Origin of the sequence: Pseudomonas sp. DCB_BI (assembly GCF_026240995.1) — a bacterium.
Taxonomy (GTDB): domain Bacteria; phylum Pseudomonadota; class Gammaproteobacteria; order Pseudomonadales; family Pseudomonadaceae; genus Aquipseudomonas.
Map to the genome: position 1 here is coordinate 1 of NZ_JAPFCG010000021.1, position 20,679 is coordinate 20,679.

General features: G+C 63.5%; 19 protein-coding genes. 5 read left to right on the plus strand and 14 right to left on the minus strand.

Annotation, left to right across the window (positions count from 1 at the left end):
- Positions 1-489 precede the first annotated feature (489 nt).
- Entirely contained in the window at positions 490-1,101 is a 612-nt protein-coding gene (locus OO258_RS21245) for a trimeric intracellular cation channel family protein (protein ID WP_021783871.1), read from the minus strand.
- A 91-nt stretch (positions 1,102-1,192) separates the two neighbouring features.
- Positions 1,193-1,735, minus strand: a complete 543-nt coding sequence (orn, locus tag OO258_RS21250) for an oligoribonuclease (protein ID WP_266032322.1) — start codon at positions 1,733-1,735, stop codon at positions 1,193-1,195.
- Positions 1,736-1,899: 164 nt separating this feature from the next.
- Between orn and rsgA the strand changes: the two genes are divergently transcribed.
- Positions 1,900-2,919, plus strand: a complete 1,020-nt coding sequence (gene rsgA / locus OO258_RS21255) for a small ribosomal subunit biogenesis GTPase RsgA (RefSeq protein ID WP_266032323.1) — start codon at positions 1,900-1,902, stop codon at positions 2,917-2,919.
- A gap of 127 nt (positions 2,920-3,046) precedes the next feature.
- On the opposite strand, the gene motB is transcribed toward rsgA, so the two are convergent.
- Entirely contained in the window at positions 3,047-4,087 is a 1,041-nt protein-coding gene (gene motB / locus OO258_RS21260; RefSeq protein WP_266032324.1) for a flagellar motor protein MotB, read from the minus strand.
- A 3-nt stretch (positions 4,088-4,090) separates the two neighbouring features.
- Positions 4,091-4,942, minus strand: coding sequence for a flagellar motor stator protein MotA (gene motA, locus OO258_RS21265; RefSeq protein WP_110745948.1), 852 nt, complete (start codon positions 4,940-4,942; stop codon positions 4,091-4,093).
- Positions 4,943-5,072: 130 nt separating this feature from the next.
- Between motA and OO258_RS21270 the strand changes: the two genes are divergently transcribed.
- Genes OO258_RS21270 through asd form a run of 3 tightly spaced genes read left to right on the plus strand, consistent with a single transcriptional unit; the run spans position 5,073 to position 8,335 of the window.
- The gene (locus OO258_RS21270; RefSeq protein ID WP_266032325.1) at positions 5,073-6,608 is read left to right on the plus strand and encodes an HDOD domain-containing protein; all 1,536 of its coding nucleotides are present in this window, start codon (positions 5,073-5,075) and stop codon (positions 6,606-6,608) included.
- Positions 6,609-6,652: 44 nt separating this feature from the next.
- Positions 6,653-7,462, plus strand: coding sequence for a rhodanese-like domain-containing protein (locus OO258_RS21275; protein ID WP_266032326.1), 810 nt, complete (start codon positions 6,653-6,655; stop codon positions 7,460-7,462).
- Between the two features lie 9 nt (positions 7,463-7,471).
- Positions 7,472-8,335 (plus strand): archaetidylserine decarboxylase, encoded by an 864-nt coding sequence (asd, locus tag OO258_RS21280; RefSeq protein WP_266032327.1) that lies wholly within the window; start codon positions 7,472-7,474, stop codon positions 8,333-8,335.
- 108 nt (positions 8,336-8,443) lie between these two features.
- Here the strand turns inward: asd and serB are convergent, their stop codons facing one another.
- Positions 8,444-9,658, minus strand: a complete 1,215-nt coding sequence (gene serB, locus OO258_RS21285) for a phosphoserine phosphatase SerB (RefSeq protein ID WP_266032328.1) — start codon at positions 9,656-9,658, stop codon at positions 8,444-8,446.
- Positions 9,659-9,792: 134 nt separating this feature from the next.
- Between serB and OO258_RS21290 the strand changes: the two genes are divergently transcribed.
- Positions 9,793-11,250, plus strand: a complete 1,458-nt coding sequence (locus OO258_RS21290; protein ID WP_266032329.1) for an AhpA/YtjB family protein — start codon at positions 9,793-9,795, stop codon at positions 11,248-11,250.
- Positions 11,251-11,394: 144 nt separating this feature from the next.
- Here the strand turns inward: OO258_RS21290 and OO258_RS21295 are convergent, their stop codons facing one another.
- From OO258_RS21295 to OO258_RS21335, 9 genes are all read right to left on the minus strand, one after another.
- The gene (locus tag OO258_RS21295; RefSeq protein WP_266032330.1) at positions 11,395-12,105 is read right to left on the minus strand and encodes a PqiC family protein; all 711 of its coding nucleotides are present in this window, start codon (positions 12,103-12,105) and stop codon (positions 11,395-11,397) included.
- A 172-nt stretch (positions 12,106-12,277) separates the two neighbouring features.
- A complete protein-coding gene (gene parC / locus OO258_RS21300) occupies positions 12,278-14,536 on the minus strand; it encodes a DNA topoisomerase IV subunit A (protein ID WP_266032331.1) in 2,259 nt (752 codons plus the stop codon).
- Between the two features lie 10 nt (positions 14,537-14,546).
- Positions 14,547-15,065: a retropepsin-like aspartic protease family protein gene (locus tag OO258_RS21305; protein ID WP_266032332.1), complete on the minus strand. Its 519-nt coding sequence runs from the start codon at positions 15,063-15,065 to the stop codon at positions 14,547-14,549.
- Positions 15,062-16,048 (minus strand): esterase-like activity of phytase family protein, encoded by a 987-nt coding sequence (locus OO258_RS21310; RefSeq protein ID WP_266032333.1) that lies wholly within the window; start codon positions 16,046-16,048, stop codon positions 15,062-15,064. Before OO258_RS21310 ends, OO258_RS21305 begins: the two co-directional genes overlap by 4 nt.
- A complete protein-coding gene (gene parE / locus OO258_RS21315; RefSeq protein ID WP_266032334.1) occupies positions 16,045-17,949 on the minus strand; it encodes a DNA topoisomerase IV subunit B in 1,905 nt (634 codons plus the stop codon). The genes OO258_RS21310 and parE overlap by 4 nt, the downstream gene beginning before the upstream one ends.
- Before the next feature lie 35 nt (positions 17,950-17,984).
- Positions 17,985-18,593 carry a YqiA/YcfP family alpha/beta fold hydrolase gene (locus OO258_RS21320; protein WP_266032335.1) on the minus strand — a complete coding sequence of 203 codons (609 nt, stop codon included), beginning with the start codon at positions 18,591-18,593 and terminating at the stop codon, positions 17,985-17,987.
- Positions 18,594-18,729: 136 nt separating this feature from the next.
- Positions 18,730-19,530: a 3',5'-cyclic-AMP phosphodiesterase gene (gene cpdA, locus OO258_RS21325; RefSeq protein WP_266032336.1), complete on the minus strand. Its 801-nt coding sequence runs from the start codon at positions 19,528-19,530 to the stop codon at positions 18,730-18,732.
- An 85-nt stretch (positions 19,531-19,615) separates the two neighbouring features.
- A complete protein-coding gene (locus OO258_RS21330; protein ID WP_016501905.1) occupies positions 19,616-20,068 on the minus strand; it encodes a DUF1249 domain-containing protein in 453 nt (150 codons plus the stop codon).
- Positions 20,059-20,676: an NUDIX domain-containing protein gene (locus tag OO258_RS21335; RefSeq protein ID WP_110745961.1), complete on the minus strand. Its 618-nt coding sequence runs from the start codon at positions 20,674-20,676 to the stop codon at positions 20,059-20,061. Before OO258_RS21335 ends, OO258_RS21330 begins: the two co-directional genes overlap by 10 nt.
- Positions 20,677-20,679 lie beyond the last annotated feature (3 nt).

The following is a 20,679-nucleotide window of genomic DNA, read 5'->3' on the forward strand; positions in this document are numbered from 1 at the left end:
GGGCTTGTCCCGCGAAGCATCCAACACGGTGGATGGCACGGGCTTCGCCCGTGTTCGCGGGACAAGCCCGCTCCCACAGGGATTGCGCTAGATCCTGAAAATTGAGCAAGCCAGTTGTTTCCCCAGGTACTGCATCAGCCTCAAGACAGCGGGGGTACCTGTGGGAGCGGGCTTGTCCCGCGAAGCATCCAACACGATGGATGGCACGGGCTTCGCCCGTGTTCGCGGGACAAGCCCGCTCCCACAGGGGATCGCGCTAGATTCTAGAAACTGAGCAAGCCAGTTGTTTCCCCTGGTACTGCATCAGCCTCAAGCCTGCGGGGTAGCTGTGGGAGCGGGCTTGCCCGCGACGAATCCAACACAGTGCATGGCACGGGCTTCGCCCGTGTTCGCGGGACAAGCCCGCTCCCACAGGGGAATCGCGCTAGATTCTAGAAATTGAGCAAGACAGTTGCCTCCACAGGGGCCATGTTGCGCCCGCAAACTGCGTCACTGCTGGTCGTTGTAGTGGAACTTGGGCATTTCCCAGTGAAAGCGGATCGCCAACAGGCGCACCAGAAAGCCACCAAACAGGGTCAGCAGCATCGCCTGCTCTGCCGGCACCTTGAAATATACGCACCCCAGGTAGAACCAAGCCGCTGCAAACGACACGCTGGCATACAGCTCACGGCGGAACACCAGCGGGATGTCGTTGCAGAAGATGTCGCGCAAGATCCCGCCAAACACCCCGGTGATCACCCCGCTGATCGACGCCACCAGCATGCCCTGCCCCATCTCCAGCGCGGTCATGCAGCCAATCAGGGTAAACGCCACCAGGCCCAGGGCATCCAGCACCAGGAACAGCGAACGCAGGCGGCGCATCATCGGCGCGATGAAGATGGTCAGCAATGCGGCCAGGCTGGTCAGCACCAGGTACTCAGGGTGCTTGACCCAGGTCAGTGGATAGTGCCCGAGCAGCACGTCGCGCACCGAGCCGCCCCCCAGGGCGGTGACACAGGCGATCAGCACCACGCCAAACCAGTCCATGCCTCGACGCCCGGCGGACAGCGCACCGGTCATGGCTTCGGCGGTGATGGCGATGAGGTAGAGCATCAACAACATGGTGCAGGTCCGTGCGAGAAGGGCGCGCAGTCTAACCAGTTGCCCAAGGCACCAAAAGGGGGCGCAGACAGAATATCTGCGCCATTACGGCTCACACCTTGATGAAGTGCTGGCGGTAGTGCCGCAGCTCGGCGATCGATTCGCGGATGTCGTCCAGCGCCAGGTGGGTATTGCCCTTCTTGAAGCTGTCACGCACATCTGGCGCCCAGCGCGCGGCCAGCTCTTTCAGCGTGGAGACATCCAGGTTGCGGTAGTGGAAGTAGTTTTCCAGGTTGCGCATGTGCCGATAGAGGAAGCGTCGGTCCTGGCAGATGCTGTTGCCGCAGATCGGCGACTTGCCTTTCGGCACCCACTGTTCAAGGAAGGCGATGGTCTGCGCCTCGGCCTCGGCCATGCCGACCTGGCTCTCGCGCACGCGCTGGGTCAGGCCCGAGGCGCCGTGGGTGCGGGTGTTCCACTCATCCATGCGCGCCAGCACTTCATCACTGTGGTGGATGGCAATCACCGGGCCTTCGGCCAGGGTGTTCAGTTCACTGTCGGTGACGATGGTGGCCATCTCGATAATGACGTCGCTGTCCGGATCCAGGCCGGTCATTTCCAGGTCGATCCAGATCAGGTTCTGTGGGTTTTGCATGCAGAGGCTCCTCATATAGGCCGTCATATTAGCCTAGTGGCCAAGGCGCGCCCATTCACTGCGCGGCCACAACACACGAGCTAAGCCAAATAGTCCAACGTCTGGCGTGCTAAACTGCATGCCGTTTTCAATGCCCTATCCTGGGCCTCTCTCACGGTACTTTCATGGCCAAACGCCAGCTCAATCGCCGCCAGAACTGGCGGATCGAAAAAATCCAGGGTGAGCGCGCCGCTCGCGCCGCCAAACGCGAGCAGCACGTGCTGCAGGAACTGGAAGGCGGCGACCTGGGGCCAGAGCAATTGGGCCTGGTGATCGCGCACTTTGGCGTGCAAGTAGAAGTTGAAGCCCAGGATGGCGAAACCGCGGGCCAGGTGTTCCGCTGCCATTTGCGCGCCAACCTGCCGGCGCTGGTCACCGGCGACCGTGTCGTGTGGCGTGCGGGTAACCAGGGCATCGGCGTAATCGTGGCGCAAATGCCGCGCAGCACCGAGCTGTGCCGGCCGAACAACCATGGTCAACTCAAGCCGGTGGCTGCCAACGTCGACCTGATCGTGATCGTGTTCGCCCCGGCCCCGGAACCACACCCGAACCTGATCGACCGCTACCTGGTAGCGGCCGAGCACGCCGGCCTGCGCCCGCTGCTGCTGCTGAACAAGGCCGACCTGGTCAACGACGAGAACGGCCCTGGCCTGCATGCGCTGCTGCAGGTGTACCGCGAGCTGGGCTACCCGCTGCTGGAAGTCTCGGCCCACCACGGTGATGGCATGCAGCGCCTGCAACAGCAGCTCGACGGCCACATCAGCGTGTTCGTCGGCCAGTCGGGGGTGGGCAAGTCATCACTGGTCAACAGCCTGCTGCCAGAGGCTGGCACCCGTGTTGGCGACCTGTCGGAATGGTCGGGCCAGGGCACTCACACCACCACCACTGCGCGCCTGTACCACTTCCCCAACGGCGGCGATCTGATCGACTCGCCGGGTATCCGCGAGTTCGGACTTGGCCATGTCAGCCGCGACGACGTGGAGGATGGCTTCATCGAGTTCCGCGACCTGTTCGGCACCTGCCGCTTCCGCGATTGCAAGCATGACCGCGAACCGGGCTGCGCATTGCTCAAGGCGCTGGACGAGGGGCGGATCAAGCCGCAGCGCATGAACAGCTACCGCTCGATCATCGCCAGCTTGACTTGAAACAGCTGCTCTCGCCGCGGGCTTTGCGCTGCCTGTGAAATCGAGCGCCGCCCGCGCGGCGTATCGCTCTCACAGGCGCTTCAATCTTTCCGCCAAGCTCCTGTCAGCCCTGATGCCACCAAAGGAGCTACTGCTCCTTGGTTTCATCCATCTTCAGCGTGCCATCTTCAAAGATGTTCAGCTTCTGGCGCAGCTCACGCGGTTGCATCGGTGGCTGTTCACTTGCCCCTGGGGCAGCTGGTGCCGAAGCCCCTGGCGCAGCACCACTGGCTGGCGCTGCAGGAGCAGTTGGCGCAGCTGGAGGTGTTTCCGGCGCACCCTGCTCACCTTCGATATTGCGCTGGGCCTTCTTGGTCAGCACGATGATGTCGATACGGCGGTTAACCGGGTTGAACGGGTCCTTGCGGTCGAACAGCGATGACGAGGCGTAACCCACCACCCGCGCCACCTGGCCATCCGGGTAACCCCCGGCTACCAAGGCTCGGCGCGCGGCATTGGCACGATTGGCCGACAGTTCCCAGTTGCCGAACTCGCCGCTGCCAGCGTACGGCTTGGCATCGGTGTGGCCGCTGATGCTGATCTTGTTCGGCACTGCCTTGATGGTGTCTGCCATGGCCAGCAGGATGTCTTCGAAGTATGGCTGCAAGCGCGCACTGCCGATGTCGAACATCGGCCGGTTCTCGGCGTCCATGATCTGAATACGCAAGCCGTCCTGGGTGATTTCGAACAGGATCTGGTCCTTGAACTTCTGCAGCTGCGGGTTCTCTTCCACCTTGTTCTGCAGCTCTTGCAGCAGCAGCTCCAGGCGCTCGCGCTCGACCTGCTCGGCCATGGTCTCGACCTGCTCCTTGTTCAGCTCGACCGTGGTGTCGGGAGTAGGTTCGGACTTCACTTCCGGATTGATGGTCTTTTCCGGTGCCAGCTCAGGAGAGCCGCCCAGGTCGATGACATAGGGCGTGCCGCTTTCCGAAAAGCCGATCGGGTCCTTGAAATAGCCAGCAATCGCAATCTTCTGTTCCGGCGTGGCCGTGGACATCAGCCACAGCACCAGGAAGAACGCCATCATCGCCGTAGCGAAGTCGGCGAAGGCGATTTTCCAGGCGCCGCCGTGGTGGCCGCCGCCAAAGCGCTTTACGCGCTTGACGATAATGGGCTGGTTGTTCTCCATGACTCAGCGACCGCGAACCGCTTGTTCCAGTTCGGCGAAGCTCGGGCGGTGCTTGGGGTACAGCACCTTGCGCCCGAACTCGACCGCCAGCGAAGGCGGCATGCCCGAGGCCGAGGCTACCAGCGAAGCCTTGATCGATTCGTACAGGTTCAGCTCTTCCTTGGCATCGTGCTCCAGGCACTTGGCCAGCGGGCCGAAGAAGCCGTAGGCCGCGAGAATACCGAAGAAGGTACCGACCAGCGCCGCACCCACGTGCATGCCGATGGCCGCCTGGTCACCCTCGCCCAGCGAAGCCATGGTCACCACGATACCCAGTACCGCCGCAACGATACCGAAGCCAGGCATGCCGTCAGCGATGCCGGTCACCGCGTGGGACGGGTGTTCCAGCTCTTCCTTCATGCTCAGCAGCTCCATGTCGAACAGGCCCTCGAGCTCGTGGGGGGCCATGTTGCCGGTGGACATGATGCGCAGGTAGTCGCAAACGAACGCGGTCATGCGCTCGTCGGCCAGCACCGTCGGGTACTTGGCAAAGATCGGGCTGGCTGAAGCGTCCTCGATGTCGGCCTCGATGGCCATCATGCCTTCGCGACGGCTTTTGTTGAGTATCTCGTATACCAGCCCCAGTACCTCCAGGTAGAAGGCATGGCTGAAACGCGAGCCGAACATCTTCATCGACTTCTTGATGACGTGCATGGTCATGTGGCCAGGGTTGGCCTGCAGGAATGCACCAAAGGCCGCACCGCCGATGATCAGTACTTCGAACGGCTGGATCAGCGCTGCGATCTTGCCGTGGGAGAGCACGTAGCCGCCGAGCACGCTCGCGAATACGACGATGATGCCGATAATTTTAGCCATAGGTTCAAAGCACTTGCTGTCGTGGTCAAGGGGAGAGACGAGAGCTTTAAAACTCTTCTTCTACTTATCGGCAGAACTGCGCCAGACTATAGCCACATAATACGAAAAGCCAGTTCGGACTGATGTCAATATGCCAATTGAAACCAAGGTGCCCGCTCAGGCCCCGCGTACGCTAGAGGCCTGGGTAAAACTGCTCGAAAGCGTTCGTATTCCCGTGCCGAAGCATAGCTACGACCGGGTCATGGCCGCCATCCACGATAGCCGCCGCTCACTGCGCGACATCGCCGAACTGATGCAGGATAGCCCGGCCTTGGTACTGTCGGTGATACGCGAAGCCAATCATCCCACCAATGCGAGCCTGGCAGAGCCCGCCGAAAGCCTGGAAGTCGCCCTCAACCGCCTGGGCCTGGAACGCAGTGAAGAACTGCTCAAGCGCCTGCCTGCGGTGCCTGTCGAAGAGATCCCGCCGGTGCTCAGCCAGTTCCAGCTGATCAGCCAACACGCCTCGCAGCAGGCCAGCGGCTTGTTCGCCAGTCGCCTGGCGCGGCTGTGGCAGGAAATTCACTGGGGCAGCCTGTTGTTCCTGTCACCCCTCTGGCCGCTGGCCCTCGCCTACCCCAAGCTGCTCGACACCTGGGAGTTGCGGGTTATCCATAAAGGGGAAGAGGCCGCCCACGTCGAGGAAGAACTGTTTGGCGTGCGCATCATGGCGCTGTGCCGGACCATGGCCGAGTACTGGCGCTTGCCCCAGTGGGTCACCCAGGGGTACCGCCTGCTGCTGGAAGAGCGCGAGCAACTGGCCCAGGTGCTGAGCATCGCCCGCGACGAAGACCTGCTCAGCCAGCAACACCGCCTGGACGCCGAGCCCGGCCTGCGCCGCTGGTTCAACCAGCCGGCCAATACCGTACTACTGGCCAACAACCTGGCCCTGGCGGCACAGGTCGGCTGGGACAACCCGCACCTGCTGCGCTGGCAGCTACTGACTGCGCTGTACCTGCAAACCTCGCTGGAGGACGTCCAGCAGCAGGTGCACCAGCAGGCTGCCGCGAGCGCCCGGCGCCACGCCCGACACGCGCTGTTCCATCCGGCCGAAGCGCTGATCTGGCCGTGGCACCAGCGCCGCCCGCATCCGGACATGCTGGCCCCGCCACCGCCCAGCAGCGAAGAGCTGGCGCGCTGGCGCACTCAGTGCCAGCACCTGCTGGCCCAACCCAGCCCGTTCACCAATACCGTGCACCTGGCCACCCAGGCCAAGGAAGCCCTGCTCGCCTGCGGCATGCAACGCATCATGCTGCTGGGCCTGGACAAGGCCAGCGACTCCCTGCGGGTGCAGCAGATTGCCGGCCTGCCCAAGGAGGCTGGCGCGCTGGCGCTCCAGGTATCGGAGAACAAACTGCTGCAAAAGCTGCTGAGCCAGGCCGGGCAATTGCGCATCACCCCGGAAAACCACAGCCAGTTCTCGGCTCTGCTACCCGCACCGCTGCGGGCCCTGTTCCGCAGCGAACATGTGCTGCTGCGCTCGCTGGCGGTCAACGACCAGGTGCTGATGCTGCTGGTGGCCGACCAGGGTTGCCGGCCATTGGCCGATATCAGCGTGCAAGCCTTCGGCAAGACCGCGCAATGCATCGAGCGGGCGCTGTCGGTGTTTGCCAACCGCAAAGTCTGAGCCTTGCGCTACAATCGCCCTTCTTTCCACACTGGAGACCGTGGATGACTGACTTTTCCGGCCTGCCGCTGGTGATCGACGCCGCAGACCTGCTGCCACGCCTGGACTCACCGCAGCTGATCCTGGTCGACCTGAGCAGCGCCAACCGCTATGTCAGCGGGCATATCCCTGGCGCGCGCTTTGTCGAAGGCAAGCGCACGCAGCTTGGCCAGCCACCCGCGCCCGGGTTGCTGCCAGCCCTGGGTGATCTGGAAAAGCTGTTCAGCGAACTCGGTCATCGTGACGATGCGGTCTATGTGGTGTACGACGATGAGGGCGGCGGCTGGGCCGGGCGCTTCATCTGGATACTCGACGTGATCGGCCACACGCGTTACCACTACCTCAATGGCGGCATCCAGGCCTGGCCGGCAGACAAGCTTTCCACCGAAGTGCCCGGCAGCGGCAACAGCCCGGTGCACCTGCGTATCGACACCGCCCCCACCGCCACCCGCGAGTACCTGCAAAGCCGCTTGGGCGCCGATGACCTGGTCATCTGGGACGCTCGCGGCCCGCAGGAATTCAGCGGCGAGAAGGTACTGGCAGCCAAAGGCGGGCACATCCCCGGGGCGATCAACTTCGAGTGGACCGCCGGCATGGACCTCAACGACCACCTGCGCATTCGCAAGGACATCAAACAAGTCCTCAAGCAACTGGGCATCACCCCTGACAAGGAAGTGATCACCCATTGCCAGACCCACCGCCGCTCCGGCTTCACTTATCTGGTGGCCAAGGCCCTCGGCTACCCACGCGTCAAGGCCTACGCCGGCTCGTGGAGCGAATGGGGCAACCACCCGGACACGCCTGTAGAAGTTTAAGGAACCTGCATGAAATCCCGTTTGTTCATCATCAGCCAGTACCTGCTGCCGCACCACCTGCTGTCCCGGCTGGCCGGCTGCATCGCCGAGTGCCGCGTGCGCTGGTTCAAGAATGCCTTTACCGCCTGGTTCGCCAAGCGCTACCAGGTGAACATGTCCGAAGCCTTGGTCGAGGACTTGAGCGCATACGAGCACTTCAATGCGTTCTTTACCCGCGCCCTGAAACCGGGTGCCCGCCCGCTGGACGAAACCCCGGGCGCCATCCTGTGCCCGGCCGACGGCGCCGTCAGCCAGCTCGGCCCGATCGAGCACGGCCGCATCTTCCAGGCCAAGGGCCACGGTTTCAGCGCTCAGGAACTGCTGGGCGGTGATCCGGCCATGGCCGCGCCGTTCATGGGCGGCGAATTTGCCACCATCTACCTGTCCCCCAAGGACTACCACCGCGTGCACATGCCGCTGGCCGGCACCCTGCGCGAAATGGTGTATGTGCCGGGCCGGCTGTTCTCGGTCAACCAGACCACCGCAGAGAACGTCCCCGAGCTGTTCGCTCGTAACGAGCGCGTGGTCTGCCTTTTCGATACGGAGCGCGGGCCGATGGCCGTGGTGCTGGTGGGTGCGATGATCGTCGCCTCGATCGAAACCGTGTGGGCCGGGCTGGTGACGCCGCCAAAGCGCGAGCTGAAGACCTTCCGTTACGACGAAGCCAGCCGTGCGCCGATCCACCTGGAGAAAGGTGCCGAGCTGGGCCGCTTCAAGCTGGGCTCGACCGCCATCGTGCTGTTTGGGCCGGAGCAGGTGAAGTGGGCTGAAAGCCTCGGCGCTGGCTCCGCAGTGCGCATGGGGCAGTCGTTGGCGGCGCCTGCGCAGGCTTGATTACGGTTTTAGCATTGGGGTGCATGTCGGGGTTTATTTTGCGCCTGTAAGATCGAGCGCCACACGGGCGGCGCTCGATTTCACAGGCGCTGCAGATTAGACGGCAAACTAGCCCCGCGCGTCGCGGTCGCGCAGGCCCAGCAGGTACAGCACCCCGTCCAGCCCCAGGGTAGAAATCGCCTGCTTGGCCGACTGGCGCACCAGTGGCTTGGCGCGGAATGCCACGCCCAGGCCGGCCAGCGACAGCATCGGCAGGTCGTTGGCGCCATCACCTACGGCAATGGTCTGCTCCAGCTGCAAGCCTTCCTCGCTCGCCAGTTTCTGCAACAGCTCGGCCTTGCGCTGGGCATCAACGATCGGCTCGACCGCCACGCCAGTCACCTTGCCATCGACCACTTCCAGTTCGTTGGCGAATACATAGTCGATACCCAGGCGCGCCTGCACCTGGCGGGCAAAGTAGGTAAAGCCACCGGACAGAATCGCGGTCTTGTAACCCAGGCGCTTGAGCTCAGCGAAAAGGTTCTCGGCGCCCTCGGTCAGGCGCAGGGATGCACCGATCTCGTCCAGCACGCCTACATCCAGGCCTTTGAGCAGTGCCATGCGTTCCTTGAAGCTGGCGCGGAAGTCCAGTTCGCCACGCATGGCGCGCTCGGTGATCGCCGCCACCTGTTCACCCACGCCAGCGGCCTTGGCCAGTTCATCGATGACTTCGGCTTCGATCAGGGTAGAGTCCATGTCGAATACCGCCAGGCGGCGGTTACGGCGGAACAGGTCGTCCTTCTGGAAGGCAATGTCGATGCTCAACTCTTCAGCCAAGGCAAAGAAATCGGCACGCAGGGCCTGGGCGTCGCTCGGCACGCCACGTACGGAAATTTCAACGGCCGCCTTACCCTTGTCGGTGTGGGCATCCAGCGCCACACGGGCCGACAGGCGCTCGATACGCTCGATGGTCAGGCCGTACTGGCTGATGACCGCACTCACCCGCTGCAGTTGCTCGGGGGTGATCTTGCGGCTGAGCAAGGTAACGATGTGGCGCGCCTCGCCATGGCCATCGGCCCAGTGCTGGTAATCCGCCTCGGAAATCGGCGTGTAGCGTGCCTGCAGGTTCAGCTCATGGGCCTTGGCCTGCACGCCTTGCAGCAGTGCGGTCGCCACTTCGTTGTCCGGGATATCGACCAGGATGCCGAATGACAAGGTGCCGTGCATGACCGCCAGGCCGATGTCGAGGATGCTCACACCGCCCTGCAGCAGGACGCCGGTGATAGCGGCAGTGAGACCTGGACGGTCCTCACCGGTGATGTTGATCAGGACGATTTCGCGCACAACCTGGCTCCGGCTTCGATGAAAAATGCGCATTCTACCGATTTTCCATGACCATCGGGCGCCAACGATACTTTGCCGACAAAACCCGGCTCGCTATACTCCCCCCACTTTCAAGCCATAAAGAGCCGAGCTCAGTGAACCGGCCCACGCCCGTCAAACCAGACAACTTCTTCCTGATGATCTATCGTGCCCTGAGTCAACGTCGCGTGCCGCTGGCACTGCGCATCGCCTGCACCAACATCTTCCTGGTGGCGCTGGCACTGGTGATCTACGCCTGTGTGATGGGCCTGCAGTTCAAGCAGGCCATGCATGAGCAGGCCGATGCCTTGGGCCAGAGCCTGACAACGCAGACGGCCACTTCGGCGACCGAACTGCTGGTAGCCAATGACATCCTCAGCCTCAATGTGCTGTTGGGCAACCTGGTGAAGAACCCATTGGTAGCCCATGCAGCGATCTACAGCGTGGACAACCGTATCCTCGCCGAGGCTGGCCAGCGCCCACGCAATGGCCTGCTGGGCGAGGCCGAAGGTGTGTACCAGACCAAAATCAGCTTCCAGGACGTGGCTGCCGGGCAACTGCGCATCAGCCTGGACATGAGCCAGTTCCAGCAACCGATGCTGATCAGCCTGCAGAGCATGGGCATCCTGGCCGCCATTCTGCTGGTGCTGGCACTAACCCTGAGCCTGCGCCAAGGCCGCCACATCACGCTGCCGTTGCTGCAGCTACGGGTGTGGCTGCGCGACCCGCAGCACTACACCCCGGCCACCGACCGCCAGGACGAGATCGGCGACATTGCTCGCCAGCTGCATGCGCGCCTGGCGCCACCACCGCCGCCGGAGCCGGAGCCTGAGGAAGAAGACGACGAGCAGTTCGACGACCTGCAAGACGCGGCCCCGGCGCCCAAGGCTGTGCCGCGCACCCGGGTAACCGCCGTGGAAGACGAAGATGACGATGAGGCCTTCGCCGGCCTGCTGGACGACGACAATGCACCAAAAGCCGCCGTGGTCGAGTCTGACGAGCCTCAATTCAGCGCCGTGCTCGCCGTACAGCTGGGTTCGCAGGAGCAACTGCGCCGCCTGCCACGGACACGCCTGACTGAGCTAACCGAGCGCTACAGCGATTGCCTGGAGCACGCGGCCTCACTCTACGACGGTGAAACCCATACGCTGAACGACGGCAGTACCCTGGTACTGTTCCATAGCCGTGTGTGTGGCGAGGACTACCTGACCAACGCCATTTGCTGCGGCGAACTGTTGCGGGCCCTGGGCCATGCGCTGCAAATCGAGGTGGCTGACAGTGGCATCACCTTGCAACTGCAGCTTGGTCTGGCGCTGGGCAACGACCTGCACGGGCTGGAACTGGTCGACCTGCTGATGGCAGAGAAGGCCCAGGATGCCTTGGCGCTGTCGCAGCACAGCCGCAACCTGTTGCTGGTGGAGCGCCCGATCAGCGATGACACGCTGATTCGCCAGCGCGCGCGTATCCGCCCGATTGCCAGCCCGGAGGGTGCCTGCTGCGTCGAACGCCTGATGGAGCCCTACCCATCGATGCTGGAACGCCAGCTGGCGCGGATGCACGAGCGCAGGGCCTGAGGTAGTCAGCCTGGGGCCGCTTAGCGCCCCATCGTCGGCAAGCCTGGTTCCCGTACAACTGGCGATGGCTGCACAGCAGCCCCGGCACTTTCAGAAAGCCACAAAAAAGCCCGCATCAATGCGGGCTTTTTTGTGGCACTTCGATCAGAACCGATAGACTTCCATGTCGGTACGGATCGGCGAAGCCATCGGAATCTTGGACTTCTCCGGCGCCTTCTTCACCTGCACCGGAGCAGCGGGCTTTTTAGGCGACTCCTCGGCAATGGCCGGCTGGTTGGCCAGCGGCTTCAACGCCGTGCTCAGTTGCTCGGCCAGTTTTTGCAGCAGTTGGCCCTGGGCCTGCACCTGCGACGACTCACTGCCCTCGTGCGGCTGCTCAAGGTGAACGATACGGTTGTCACGCACATGGCCACGACGGTCCAGCAGACGCCACTGGGCGTCGAGGATGGCCGGCTGGTCCTTGCCCGAGTCCAGGCGAGTGATCGACAACAAGACTTGCACGTCGGGGCTAAAACCAGCAGTCGCCGGGGCCAGCACTACCCGCTGGCTGTCCAGTCGCCAAGCCAATTGACGTACCAGCAGCTGGTCGATATCCGACGAAAGGCTGCCAGCCCAACGACCGTCGGTCGCCGCACTGAGGCTGCCATCGGTCTGACGCTGCAGGAACGTCTCGCGCTGCAGGTAGTCGGCCACCGATACCGGGCCAAGCACCACGGCCATGCCGGCACTCTGCGACGGCTGGCCAGGATCACCGCTGTCTAGCTGGTACAGGGCAACCGGCTGGTGCATGGTGCACCCGCCAAGGCCCAGCAGGCCAGTCATCAACAGCGCAAATGGAAGGCGCAGAAATTTCATCATCCCATCCAGGCGGCCGCCTACAGGCACACCGCAGTGATACATATAAATTCAAACGTGCACACGGCCACGCCGGCACCACAGGGGCCATATCATCCGCGAAATAACCGTCCGACTCCAGCATTTCTGCCCGGAACGGCGCTGAAATTGCCGTTCCAGACATTTCTGCCGATTACGCCGGCACTTCCACCTGCAACCCGTCGACACGCTGGAACCCGCGTGGCAGCTTGCTGCCGCGCCGTCCGCGCTCGCCCTTGTAATGCTCCAGGTCGTCCGCTTTCAAAGATAGGGTACGCTTGCCCGCTTGCAATACAAGGGTCGCGCCTTCGGCAATCACGGCCAGATCGGTGACATATTCTTCACGGCTGGCTACCCGGTCGCCCGGCACGCCAATGATCTTGTTGCCCTTGCCCTTGCCCAGCTGCGGCAGATCGCTGACCTTGAACACCAGCAGGCGGCCTTCGGTGGTCACGGCTGCGAGCCAGTCCTGCTCGCGATTGGCCACCGGGCGCGGAGTCATGACCTTGGCCCCGTTGGGCAGGCTGAGCAGGCCCTTGCCGGCCTTGTTCTTGGCCTGCAGGTCTTCACCCTTGACCACGAAGCCATAGCCGGCATCCGAAGCCACTATGTACAGCGCGTCGTCTTCGGGCAACAACACGCATTCGAACGTGGCCCCCGGTGGCGGCGTCAGGCGGCCGGTGAGCGGCTCGCCCTGGCCACGCGCCGATGGCAAGCTGTGGGCCGCCAGCGAGTAGCTGCGACCGGTGGAGTCGATCAGTACGGCAAACTGGTTGGAACGCCCGGCAGCGGCGGCCTTGAAGCCGTCGCCAGCCTTGTAGGAAAGGCCGGTGGCGTCGATATCATGGCCCTTGGCGCAGCGCACCCAGCCCTTTTCCGACAGCACCACAGTAACCGGCTCGGTCGGCATCAGTTCGTTTTCCGACAAGGCCTTGGCTTCGGCGCGCTCGACGATTGGCGAGCGGCGGTCGTCACCGTAGGTTTCGGCGTCCTTGATCAGTTCGCTGCGCACCAGCTTGCGTAGCTTGGCTTCGCTGCCCAGCAGCGCCTGCAGCTTGGCCTGCTCCTTCAGCAGCTCGTCCTGTTCACCGCGGATCTTCATCTCCTCCAGGCGCGCCAGCTGCCGCAGGCGGGTCTCGAGGATGTAGTCGGCCTGGATTTCGGTCAGGTCGAAGCGCGCGATCAGCGCCTGCTTAGGATGCTCTTCGGTGCGGATGATATGAATCACTTCATCCAGGTTGAGGAACGCGGTGAGCAAGCCGTCCAACAGGTGCAGGCGCTTCTCGACCTTGTCCAGGCGGTGCTGGAGGCGGCGACGAACGGTGTTGGTGCGGAACTCCAGCCACTCCACCAGGATCGCCCGCAAGTTCTTCAACTGCGGCCGGCCGTCGAGGCCGATGATGTTGACGTTGACCCGGTAGCTGCTTTCCAGGTCGGTAGTCGCGAACAGGTGTTGCATCAGTTCGTCGGCATCCACGCGATTGGAGCGCGGGATGATGACGATGCGGCACGGGTTCTCGTGGTCCGACTCGTCGCGCAGGTCGGCGACCATCGGCAGCTTCTTGGCTTGCATCTGCGCTGCGATCTGCTCCAGCACCTTGGCCCCGGAGACCTGGTGCGGCAGCGCGGTGACGACGATGTCGCCGTCTTCTACGCGGTAGACCGCGCGCATACGGATAGAGCCACGGCCGCTTTCGTACATCTTGAGGATTTCGGCACGCGGCGTGACGATTTCGGCCTCGGTCGGGTAGTCCGGCCCTTGGATGTGCTCGCACAACTGCTCGATGGTGGCTTTGGGCTCGTCGAGCAGGCGTACGCAGGCACTGGCCACTTCACGCAGGTTGTGCGGCGGCACGTCGGTGGCCATGCCCACGGCGATACCGGTGGTGCCGTTGAGCAGGATGTTGGGCAGGCGTGCCGGCAGCACGGCTGGCTCCTGCAAGGTGCCGTCGAAGTTCGGCACCCAGTCGACGGTGCCCTGGCCAACCTCGCTGAGCAGCACTTCGGCGTAGCGCGACAGGCGTGCCTCGGTGTAACGCATGGCGGCGAACGACTTCGGATCGTCCGGCGCACCCCAGTTACCCTGGCCATCGACCAGGGTATAGCGGTAGCTGAACGGCTGCGCCATCAGCACCATGGCCTCGTAGCAGGCCGAGTCGCCGTGGGGGTGGAACTTGCCGAGCACGTCACCGACGGTGCGCGCCGACTTCTTGTGCTTGGCATCGGCATCCAGCCCCAACTCGCTCATGGCGTAGACGATGCGGCGCTGCACCGGCTTCAGGCCATCGCCGATATGCGGCAAGGCACGGTCCATGATCACGTACATGGAGTAGTTGAGGTAGGCCTGTTCGGTGAAGTCAGCCAGCGAGCGGCGTTCGACGCCGTCCAGGCTGAGTTCCAGTGAGTCGCTCATGCGGGCCTCGTCATTTCAGGTTCTGGCGCAGCAGCATGGTGCCACCGCGCTGGGTAAATTCAAGTTGTTGCAGGGCACTCATGCCCAGTAATACGGTGGGCCCATCCAGGCCGGGCACGACGATGGCGCGTACGTCCTGCAGGCGGATATCGCCCAGTTGCAGGCTGGCCAGGCGCGTGCGGTAGCCTTCGGTGCGACCGTTGGCAGTGCTCAGCAGCACCGGGCTGCCGCGCTCCAGGTTCAAATCACGGGCCAGGGCCTCGGGGATCGCAACGTCCGTGGCACCGGTATCGAGCATGAAATGCACTACCTGGCCATTGATCGCCCCATCCACAACGAAGTGGCCCTGGCCATTACCGAGCAGACGCACCTCGATGTAGCCTTGGCCATGCTCGGACTGCACCTGGCTGTTGGGGTTGCGCCGACTGTCTTCCCACTGGCCAAAAAAGCGCGTGGCCAGGAACATGGCTGCCGCCCAGGCAAGCACCATCAGCACCCGCCCCGCGCGCTTGCCCGGCGCCTGGCTCATGGTTTGGCGCTCCAGCCACCTTCCGGCGCGTCGAAGCGCCAGACAATCGGGCGGCTCTCGCCATCGGCGCGGTCGCCGTTGTTGTTGTCCAGACCGATCCAGGCGCCGTGGGCGTCGATCACCAGTGCTTCGGCCAGACCGAACGGCTGATCGTAACGGCGCATGGGCTCCAACGCCTCGGCCGCGAACGACCAGCAACGCTCGACCTTGCCGCTGTCAGCGTCACGCCGGCATACCCGGTAGGCATTGCGCTCAAGGGTGAACAGCTTGCCCTCGAACCAGGCCAGGTCGGCAAAATCGCGCGACAAGGCCCGGGCATTTGGCATTTGCGCCGGCTGCATCTCGACCCCGGCCTCGCTCAGCAGTACGCAACTGCGCCCGCAGGTCCATACCGACTGCTGGCGCTCGATGGCCACCAGGCCACGGCGCTCACGCTCGGCGGCCAGCCACAGGCGATCGCCTGCCGGGTTGATCGCCAAGCCTTCGAACAGGGCATTGAAGTTCAGCAGCATGCCGCTGGCCCTGGCCTGGCGAACCATGGCCTGATCAATTTTCAACCAGTCCGGCTGGCCCTCCTGCGGCAGTTGCAGCACGGCGGCATGGGCCTCGCTGACCAGGTACATGTTGCCCGCCTGGTCGCAGCTGATGCCTTCAAAATCCAGCTCGCCGCCACGTATGTAGGAAGCCGCCCAGTTACGTGACTTCAAGCCCCACGGCAGCCCGCTTTCCGGCGCGGGTGGCGGGGTGAAGGTCAGCGGCTGCGCACGCCAGGTGGCGTTCTGCTGGTCGAAGCGGTAGATGCGGTCGTCATCACGATCGGAAACGCCCCACAGCCCGCCCCGGCATTGGGCCAGCCCAGACAGGTTGCCACCGCGCATACCGTCGATCGGGTGCTCGGCACTCAGCTTCAGCTCCGGCCAATTGCCCGCCAGGCTTGGCAGGGCAACCAGCGCCAGACAGGCCGACAGAAGCAGACGAATCAAACCATGACCTCAGCCAGGTTGCCTTTGGTTTCCAGCCAGCTCTTGCGGTCACCGGCGCGTTTCTTGGCCAGCAGCTTGTCCATCAGCTCGCAGGTCGCCTGTACGTCGTCCAGCGTCAGCTGCACCAGGCGCCGCGTGTTCGGGTCCATGGTGGTTTCACGCAGCTGTGGCGGGTTCATCTCGCCCAGGCCCTTGAAGCGCGTTACCTGAGGCTTGCCGCGCTTCTTCTCGGCAACCAGCCGGTCGAGAATGCCGTCACGCTCGGCTTCGTCGAGGGCGTAGTAGATTTCCTTGCCCAGGTCGATGCGGTACAGCGGCGGCATGGCCACGTATACGTGCCCGGCCTCGACCAGCGCGCGGAAGTGCTGGACGAACAACGCACACAGCAGGGTGGCGATGTGCAAGCCGTCGGAGTCGGCGTCGGCGAGGATGCAGATCTTGCCGTAGCGCAATTGCGCCAGGTCGGTGGCACCCGGATCGACACCAATGGCCACGGCAATGTTGTGCACTTCCTGGCTGGCGAGGACTTCGCCACCATCCACTTCCCAAGTGTTGAGGATCTTGCCGCGCAGCGGCAGGATGGCCTGGAATTCCTTGTCCCGCGCCTGCTTGGCCGAACCACCGGCCGAGTCACCCTCGACCAGGAACAGCTCGGCGCGCATCGGGTCCTGCCCGGCGCAGTCAGCCAGCTTGCCGGGTAGGGCCGGGCCCTGGGTGACGCGTTTGCGCTCGACCTTCTTGCTGGCCTTGAGGCGACGCCCGGCGTTGCTGATGGCCAGCTCTGCCAGTTGCATGCCCAGCTCAGGGTGGCCGTTGAGCCACAGGCTGAAGGCGTCCTTGACCACACCGGAGACGAACGCCGCCGCCTCACGCGAGGACAGCCGCTCTTTGGTCTGCCCGGAGAACTGCGGGTCCTGCATCTTCATCGACAACACGAAGGTGATGCGTTCCCAGACGTCTTCCGGCGCCAGCTTTACCCCACGCGGCAGCAGATTGCGGAACTCGCAGAACTCGCGCATGGCATCCAGCAAGCCCTGGCGCAGGCCGTTGACGTGGGTACCGCCCTGCGCGGTGGGGATCAGGTTGACGTAGCTTTCCTGGATGCTGTCGCCACCTTCAGGCAGCCACAGCAAGGCCCAGTCCACGGCCTCCTTGTTACCGGCCAGGCTGCCACAGAACGGCTCTTCGGGCAGGCGCTGGAATTCGTTGACCGAATCGACCAGGTAGGAGCGCAGGCCATCCTCATAGTGCCATTCGACCTTCTCACCACTGGCCTTGTCCTCGAAGCTGACCAGCAGGCCCGGGCACAAGACCGCCTTGGCCTTGAGCACGTGTTTGAGGCGGCTGATGGAGAACTTGGGCGAGTCGAAGTACTTCGGGTCTGGGCTGAAGTACACGCTGGTGCCGGTATTGCGCTTGCCGACCGAGCCGACCACTTCCAGCTCGCTGGCCTTGAAGCCGTCAGCGAAGGTCATCTGGTATTCGTTGCCGTCACGCTTTACGCGCACGCGCACCTGGGTCGACAGGGCGTTGACCACCGAAATGCCCACACCGTGCAAACCACCGGAAAACTGGTAGTTCTTGTTGGAGAACTTGCCGCCAGCGTGCAGTTTGGTGAGGATCAGCTCGACCCCGGACACGCCCTCTTCCGGGTGGATGTCCACCGGCATGCCCCTGCCGTCGTCGCTGACCTCCAGCGAATGGTCGGCATGCAGGATGACCTGCACCGAACGGGCGTGGCCGGCCAGGGCTTCGTCGACACTGTTGTCGATGACTTCCTGGGCCAAATGGTTGGGGCGGCTGGTATCGGTGTACATGCCCGGCCGCTTGCGGACCGGGTCAAGGCCCGAGAGGACTTCGATGGCGTCTGCGTTATAGGCGCTAGCGCTGGGATTGGCCATAAGGTCTCGTCGTCAGTCTGGTGAATGCAAAAAAGTCAAAATACAGAAAAATCGAGCGCCGCATACTGCCCGCGGGCAATTCCGGCAAAGGCCAGCAGGGCCGGCAGACGCTCGGCAAAGCCCTGGAAGCTGTGGTCACCGCCGGCCTGGATACGCAGGGCACAGGCACGGTAATAGCGCTCGGCGTGGCGATAGTCCAGGGTTTCATCGGCGGTTTGCAGCCATACCTGATAGCGATTGGCATCTACCGGGGCTGGAACTTCCAGCTCGGCCAGGGCCTGCACGTGATCAAGGGTCAGCTCCCAGGTTTCATCGGTGTAGTGATTGCGCTGGGTACCCAGGTAGCCGTCGAAATGCTTGTGCGGGGTTACCGCCGGGTTGACCAGCAGGGCCTTGAGACCCTGTCGCTCGGCCAGATGGGTGGCATAGTAGCCGCCGAGCGAACTGCCCACCAGCAATGGCGCACCGAGCTCGGCGATGGCTGCTTCGAGCTGGGCCATTGCCTGGCGTGGGTGATGGTGCAAGGCGGGCACCCGCAGCTGGTCGGCGAGGCCGAGCTGCTGCATGACGGCTTCGAGTTGGCGCGCCTTGGTTGAAAGCGGCGAGCTGTTGAAGCCATGGATATAGAGGATGGAACCCGACATGCTGCCCCCGGAATCTGTGGCTTCGCGCCTGATGATGCGGGCGCAGGGACGCGCAGTGTAGCGCGTTCGCCGGGTTTTGACGCAGTGTCACGGGTTTCGCAACAATTTCTTCAACAGCGCAGCAGCCCCAAGGTTTTCAATACCCCGGGCTGTCGAAGTCGAGCTTCACTTCAAAGTCTTGGGCCCGCTCCACCCCGGTTTCCAGCCGACCGTCGGCGTGCAGTCGCAGCCAGCGGTAGCCTGGCTGTTCTTCGCTCACCTGAAAGTCCTCGCTGTGCGCCGCGAACTGAATGCAGGTCGACGGCGTAGCCAGCAGCCGCCGGCCATCGCGCTGTTCATCCCACGCTTGATGTACATGCCCCCACAGCAACGCCCGCACCTGCGGATAACGCTCGACTATATCGAACAGGGCCTGGGCATTGCGCAAGCCAATCGGCGCGATCCAGGCACAGCCGATATCCACCGGCTGATGGTGGAAGCACACCAGGCAATGCCGCTCGCCCGCGTCTTTCAAGGCTGCCTCGAGCAGTAGCAGCTGGTCATCTGCCAAAAAGCCATGGGTCGCCCCCTGCACGGCAGTGTTGAGCATGACAATGCGCCAAGCGCCAATATCGGTCACCGCCTGCACCAGCTCCGGCGCGACCTGCGCCATGACCTGGGCCTCGTCGTGATTGCCCGGCAACCAGCGAGTCGGCACGGCAAACGGCGCAGTCAGCTCACGGAACGCCTGGTAAGAAGCAACGCTGGCGTCCTGCGACAGGTCGCCGGTGCACAACAGCACATCGACAAGCGGTTGCTCGCGCCGCGCCTGGGCGACCACATGGCGCATGCTGTCGCGGGTGTTGAGGCCCAGCATGCTGCCCGCCGGGTCGGCGAACAGGTGGGCATCGGTCAGTTGCACCACATGCACGGGGCGCGATTGGTCTGGCTGCGGCAACGGCCGTCTCCTCGAACGGTTTCAGCAGGAATTATGGCTGGGCAACGGTCGCGAGCAAACACCCGCAAACGACCTGCGTCACACTTCAGCGAACACTCGCCAGTTCGTGGCCGCACGCCAGACAGTGGCTCAGCCATTCACCGAGGAACAGGTTGAGTTGGGCTTTCTCATCTGGCTGGTGCATGGCTTCGTTCGGGTACGGGTAGATGCTGCGCAGGCGCCGGGTGTGTTCGGCACTGACCACTTCGGCCATGCGCGCATCGTGGTAAACCTGCACTTCCAGGTGCGGCACCGGCAGCCACGGCAAGCTGTGCTCCTGACGCACGTGCAGGGTGGTGGTGTAAGGGCAGGCCAGGACTACGTCGAGCACGAGCACGCCGAGCATCTGGTCGCCCTGGGTCATACCAATGCGGCGCGAGCTCTGGGTAGTGCGCATATCGGGCAGCAGGCGCATCAGCCGGGCGTAGTTGGCCTCGCAGGCCGCCTGCAGCCCGACCAGGTCGACTCGATAGCGCTCGCGCAGCAGGTTCACTTCCACATACCTCGTACTTCGTCACGGTTCAGCGCCAGCCATTGCAGGCCAATGATGGTCGCGGCATTGCAGATGCGTCCATCGCGCACTGCCTGCAAGGCATCCTCGAACGACCACACGCGCACGCGGATGTCTTCGCCCTCTTCTTCAAGACCGTGCAGGCCACCGGCCCCTTCGCTGGTGCAACGACCAAGGAACAGATGGACGTACTCGTCACTGCCGCCGGGCGAAGGGAAGTAGCGGGTCATCGGCCACAGGGCACTGAAGGTCAGGCCGGCCTCTTCCTGGGCTTCGCGGTGGGCAACCTCTTCGGGTTGTTCATCCTTGTCGATCAACCCGGCCACCATTTCGATCAACCAGGGGTTGTCGGTCTTGCCCATGGCGCCCACGCGGAACTGCTCGATCAGCACCACTTCATCGCGCTGCGGGTCGTAGGGCAGCACGCACACCGCATCATGGCGCACAAACAGCTCACGACTGATCTCGCGGCCCATCCCCCCGGCGAACAGCTCGTGGCGCAGGTGCACCTTGTCGAGCTTGTAGAAGCCCTGGAAGCAATTGGCCCGCTTGACGATCTCGACCGCCTTGGGCACTGAGTTCAACGTGTTTGACATGGA

What these genes read in the sequence shown, in the direction of transcription:
- OO258_RS21275 (WP_266032326.1), top strand. Translation starts at nt 6,653, where the DNA reads ATGACTGACTTTTCCGGCCTGCCGCTGGTGATCGACGCCGCAGACCTG.
- OO258_RS21335 (WP_110745961.1), bottom strand. Translation starts at nt 20,676, where the DNA reads ATGTCAAACACGTTGAACTCAGTGCCCAAGGCGGTCGAGATCGTCAAG.
- orn (WP_266032322.1), bottom strand. Translation starts at nt 1,735, where the DNA reads ATGCAAAACCCACAGAACCTGATCTGGATCGACCTGGAAATGACCGGC.
- OO258_RS21245 (WP_021783871.1), bottom strand. Translation starts at nt 1,101, where the DNA reads ATGTTGTTGATGCTCTACCTCATCGCCATCACCGCCGAAGCCATGACC.
- motB (WP_266032324.1), bottom strand. Translation starts at nt 4,087, where the DNA reads ATGGAGAACAACCAGCCCATTATCGTCAAGCGCGTAAAGCGCTTTGGC.
- OO258_RS21320 (WP_266032335.1), bottom strand. Translation starts at nt 18,593, where the DNA reads ATGTCGGGTTCCATCCTCTATATCCATGGCTTCAACAGCTCGCCGCTT.
- OO258_RS21270 (WP_266032325.1), top strand. Translation starts at nt 5,073, where the DNA reads ATGCCAATTGAAACCAAGGTGCCCGCTCAGGCCCCGCGTACGCTAGAG.
- parE (WP_266032334.1), bottom strand. Translation starts at nt 17,949, where the DNA reads ATGGCCAATCCCAGCGCTAGCGCCTATAACGCAGACGCCATCGAAGTC.
- OO258_RS21305 (WP_266032332.1), bottom strand. Translation starts at nt 15,065, where the DNA reads ATGAGCCAGGCGCCGGGCAAGCGCGCGGGGCGGGTGCTGATGGTGCTT.
- parC (WP_266032331.1), bottom strand. Translation starts at nt 14,536, where the DNA reads ATGAGCGACTCACTGGAACTCAGCCTGGACGGCGTCGAACGCCGCTCG.
- rsgA (WP_266032323.1), top strand. Translation starts at nt 1,900, where the DNA reads ATGGCCAAACGCCAGCTCAATCGCCGCCAGAACTGGCGGATCGAAAAA.
- motA (WP_110745948.1), bottom strand. Translation starts at nt 4,942, where the DNA reads ATGGCTAAAATTATCGGCATCATCGTCGTATTCGCGAGCGTGCTCGGC.
- asd (WP_266032327.1), top strand. Translation starts at nt 7,472, where the DNA reads ATGAAATCCCGTTTGTTCATCATCAGCCAGTACCTGCTGCCGCACCAC.
- OO258_RS21295 (WP_266032330.1), bottom strand. Translation starts at nt 12,105, where the DNA reads ATGAAATTTCTGCGCCTTCCATTTGCGCTGTTGATGACTGGCCTGCTG.